At 71.4% G+C, this 3,799-nt stretch carries 3 protein-coding genes; all 3 read right to left on the bottom strand.

Annotated features, from left to right (window positions below):
• A partial coding sequence (locus CCN51_RS50515) for a molybdopterin oxidoreductase family protein (RefSeq protein WP_245881868.1) occupies positions 1-2,608 on the bottom strand: 2,608 nt, incomplete at its 3' end.
• A gap of 293 nt (positions 2,609-2,901) precedes the next feature.
• The gene (locus CCN51_RS50510; protein ID WP_319637640.1) at positions 2,902-3,216 is read right to left on the bottom strand and encodes a prevent-host-death family protein; all 315 of its coding nucleotides are present in this window, start codon (positions 3,214-3,216) and stop codon (positions 2,902-2,904) included.
• A 60-nt stretch (positions 3,217-3,276) separates the two neighbouring features.
• The coding region (locus tag CCN51_RS50505; RefSeq protein WP_425444810.1) for an ATP-binding protein at positions 3,277-3,799 on the bottom strand (523 nt) is incomplete at its 5' end.

Below are 3,799 nucleotides of genomic sequence, written 5' to 3'. Positions count from 1 at the left end.
TCAGCAGCAGGTCGGCGTCGGACGGCAGCGCGGCGGGGTCCGCCCCCTCCATGGGCAGGAGGGAGGCGGGGTGGCCGTGCGCGGAGAGCCGCTGTGCCGCGGCGGTCGCGAACTCCTCGGCATTCCCGGTCTGCGACGCCCAGAGGATCACGACCTGGCGGTGAGGGGCGTCCGCGGCCAGGGAGGACGACTGTGGGGAGCCGCCCGCGCCGTACGCGGTGGACCCCGTCTCCTCGGCCCTGGAGTACATCCCGGCCAGCACGCCGTTCACCCACAGGGCGTGCTCCGGGCTGAACGGGGCGTCCGGCGGCAGCACCGGTACGCCCGGGGCGCCGGACGGGATACCGGTCAGGAAGCCGGTCAGATAGCGGCGTTCGTGTTCGGCCAGGACCGGCGGCGGCGCGGGCTCCAGCCCGAACGGGGCGGGACCGGACGGGGCGGAACCGGACGCCGGAGCCGAGGCCGGAACACCCGCCGGGGCCGGGGCCGGGACGCCCACCGGGGCTGGGGCCCGCACCGTCACCGGGGTGGCCACCTTGGTCAGCGACACCGCGCACACCTTGAGCTCGGGCTGGAACGACAGCGGATCTACGGCGTCGCTGGTCACCGCGTTGACGCTCAGATACTCCCCGAACAGGTCGTTCCAGTGGAACGGCGCGAAACAGCAGCCCGGCCGCACCCGGTCCGTGACAACCGCGGGCAGCACCGCACGCCCGCGCCGCGAGGCGACCTCCACCGAATCCCCCTCGGCGATGCCCAGCCGGGCCGCGTCCCGGGGGTGCACCTCCACGAAGGGGCCGGGGTTGAGCTTGTTCAGCTTGGGCACCTTGGCCGTCTTGGTGAGGGTGTGCCACTGGTGCTGGAGGCGGCCCGTGTTGAGCACGTACGGGTAGTCGTCGTCGGGCATCTCGACCGCCGGCAGGTGCGGACGGGCGTAGAAGACCGCCCGGCCGCTCGGGGTCGGGAAGGTCGGCGAACCGTCCTCGCCGACGTACCGGATCGGGTTTCGGTCGGGCCCGTCCGCGGTCGCCGCCGGCCACTGCACCGGGGTCGTCCGCAGCCGCTCGTAGCTCACCCCGCGCAGATCCCAGCCGGTCGCCGGGTTCCAGGCGCGCTTGATCTCCTCGAAGACCTCCTCGGCGCTGTCGTACGCGAAGCCCTTCTCGTAGCCCATCGCGCGGGCCACGGCGGCGATGATCCGCCAGTCCGCCATCGCCTCACCGGGCGGATCGGCGGCCGGCCGGGCGAGGGTCAGGTTGCGCTCGCTGTTGATCAGGACGCCCTCTGTCTCGGTCCACAGCGCGCCGGGCAGGACGACATCGGCGTACGCGTTCGTCTCCGTCTCGGCGAACACGTCCTGAGTGACGACGAACTCGGCGGCCTCCAGGCCCTCGATGACCGTCTTGCGGTTGGCGACGGAGGCGACGGGGTTGGTGCAGATGATCCAGCACGCCTTGATGTCCCCCTCGGCCATCTTCTGGAACATCTCGACCGTGCCCTTGCCGACCCCGTCGGCGCGCAGCGCGCCCGGCTCCAGCTCCCACAGCTCCTCGACGAAGGCCCGGTCGGCATCGACGAGCACGGACCGCTGCCCGGGCAGCCCCGGCCCCATGTAGCCCATCTCCCGGCCGCCCATGGCGTTGGGCTGCCCGGTCAGGGAGAAGGGCCCGCTACCGGGGCGGCAGATCGCGCCGGTGGCGAGATGCAGGTTGACCAGGGCGTTGGTGTTCCAGGTGCCGTGCGTGGACTGGTTCAGGCCCATCGTCCAGCAACTCGTCCACTCCCCCGCCTCGCCGATCAGCCGGGCGGCCTCGCGGATGTCGTCCTCCGGGATACCGGTGATCTCCGCGACGGCGGCGGGCGGATAGTCCGCGAGGAAGGCGGGCATCGCCTCCCAGCCCTCGGTGTGGGCGGCGATGAACTCAGGGTCGGTGTGGCCGTCCGCATGCAGCAGATGCAGCAGCCCATTGAGCAGCGCCAGGTCCGTGCCCGGCCTGATCTGCAGAAACAGATCGGCCTTGGCCGCGGTGGCGGTGCGCCGCGGGTCGACGACGATCAGCTTGGCGCCCGCCGACTTCACACGGTCCATCATGCGCAGGAAGAGGATCGGATGGCAGTCGGCCATGTTGGCGCCGATGACGAAGAAGACGTCCGCCTTGTCGAAGTCCTGGTACGAGCCGGGCGGCCCGTCCGCGCCCAGCGACAGCTTGTAACCGGTACCGGCGCTCGCCATGCACAGCCGCGAGTTCGACTCGATCTGGTTGGTCCGGAGGAACCCCTTGGCCAGCTTGTTCGCCAGATACTGCGCCTCCAGGCTCATCTGCCCGGAGACATAGAGGGCGACCGCGTCGGGCCCGTGCTCATCGACGATCGCCCGCAGGCGGCGGGCGGTCTCGGCGATGGCGGCCGCCACGGGCGCGGGCTGCGGCTCCTCGCCACGGTCCGGCCGGACGAGGGCCGTGGTCAGCCGCCCCGGGGCGACGAGCATGTCGGCGGTGGTCGCGCCCTTGGTGCACAGTCGGCCGAAGTTCGCGGGGTGCTCCTTGTCCCCGGCCGCCTTCAGCACCGTACGCCGCCCGTCCGGCCCCCGGCCGACGTCGAGGACCATGCCGCAGCCCACCCCGCAGTACGAGCAGACCGTCCGCACCTTCGTCGTGCCCTCGGCCCACGCGTCCGGTGCGACCACGGGCGCCCCTCTCTCCTGATCGACCTGGTTCGGCCCTCTGTGACCGCCGTACGTTCGTAACGGTACGAACGACTCATTACACGAACGTCTCCGCGGCGGATTGTCAGGGGTAACACCCACCGCACACGAACCGGTGGCGCGATGTGAGCGCCTGCGCAGCGTGGACCGCGCGGTCAGGCGGGTCTCAGGGAACCTGGCGGTAGATATCGCGGCGATTACCTGTCGCCCGAGTCCATCACTGTCCCGCTGCGCGTGCGGCGTGGAGCGTGACGCACCCCATGATGGTCAGCACGGAGCAGTGCGGCCATCTCTCCGAGCGAGACAGACCCTTCCGTGCCTTCGGGCTCGGCTTCGTCGGCCAGCCGGTTGAGCCATGCACCTTCGGCGTCTTCGGCGATCCGGCGGAGGCGCTGGGACTCCGGGATGTCGACGGGTGATGATCGTCGCGTCTCCTCGCGCCGGGCACGGTCGATGACGTCGGCAAGGTGACTGCGGACCTCGGCCATGGATTCGACGACGGGATCACTCATGTCACATATGTAGCAGATGTACATCTCGTGTGGCGCGCCCGAGAGCCTGACCGGGTCCGGTCACGTGGCGGGCTCCGCGGCAGCCACTCCCCCGGGGATGCGGTAATCGGCCCAGACCGTCTTGCCCGAGCCGTCGGGGCGTAGGCGCCAATCCCAGCGGGTGGCCAGGCGCGACACGAGGAGCAGGCCCCGGCCGGTCTCCGCGAGGCCGGGGCCATCCGAGGCAGGCGGGACAGCAGGCCGCCGCGGCGCGCATTCGGCGCGGCTGTCGGTGACCTCGATCCGGGCGGTCGCGGGGCGCGAGCCCGCTGCCGTCACATGCAGGCGGAGGTGGAAGTCACAGCCCGGGACGTGGCCATGCCGCACGGCGTTCGCGCTCAGCTCGGCGACGATCAGGTCGATCTCGTCGTGGGGTTCGCTGCCGTACGGGATTCCCCATGCGTCCAGCCGGACGGCTGCCAGACGGCGGGCGAGACGGACACCTCGGGGCGTGGAGGTGAAGCGCATCTCGAACGCGCGGTCAGCTGGGGTGGAGGTGGCGGTCAAGCGTCGGGTGGGGGTGGTGAGTTGGGTGGTACGGGTG

It is taken from the genome of Streptomyces milbemycinicus (assembly GCF_002154605.1).
GTDB lineage: Bacteria > Actinomycetota > Actinomycetes > Streptomycetales > Streptomycetaceae > Streptomyces > Streptomyces milbemycinicus.
This window is presented reverse-complemented; position numbering and strand designations above follow the sequence as displayed.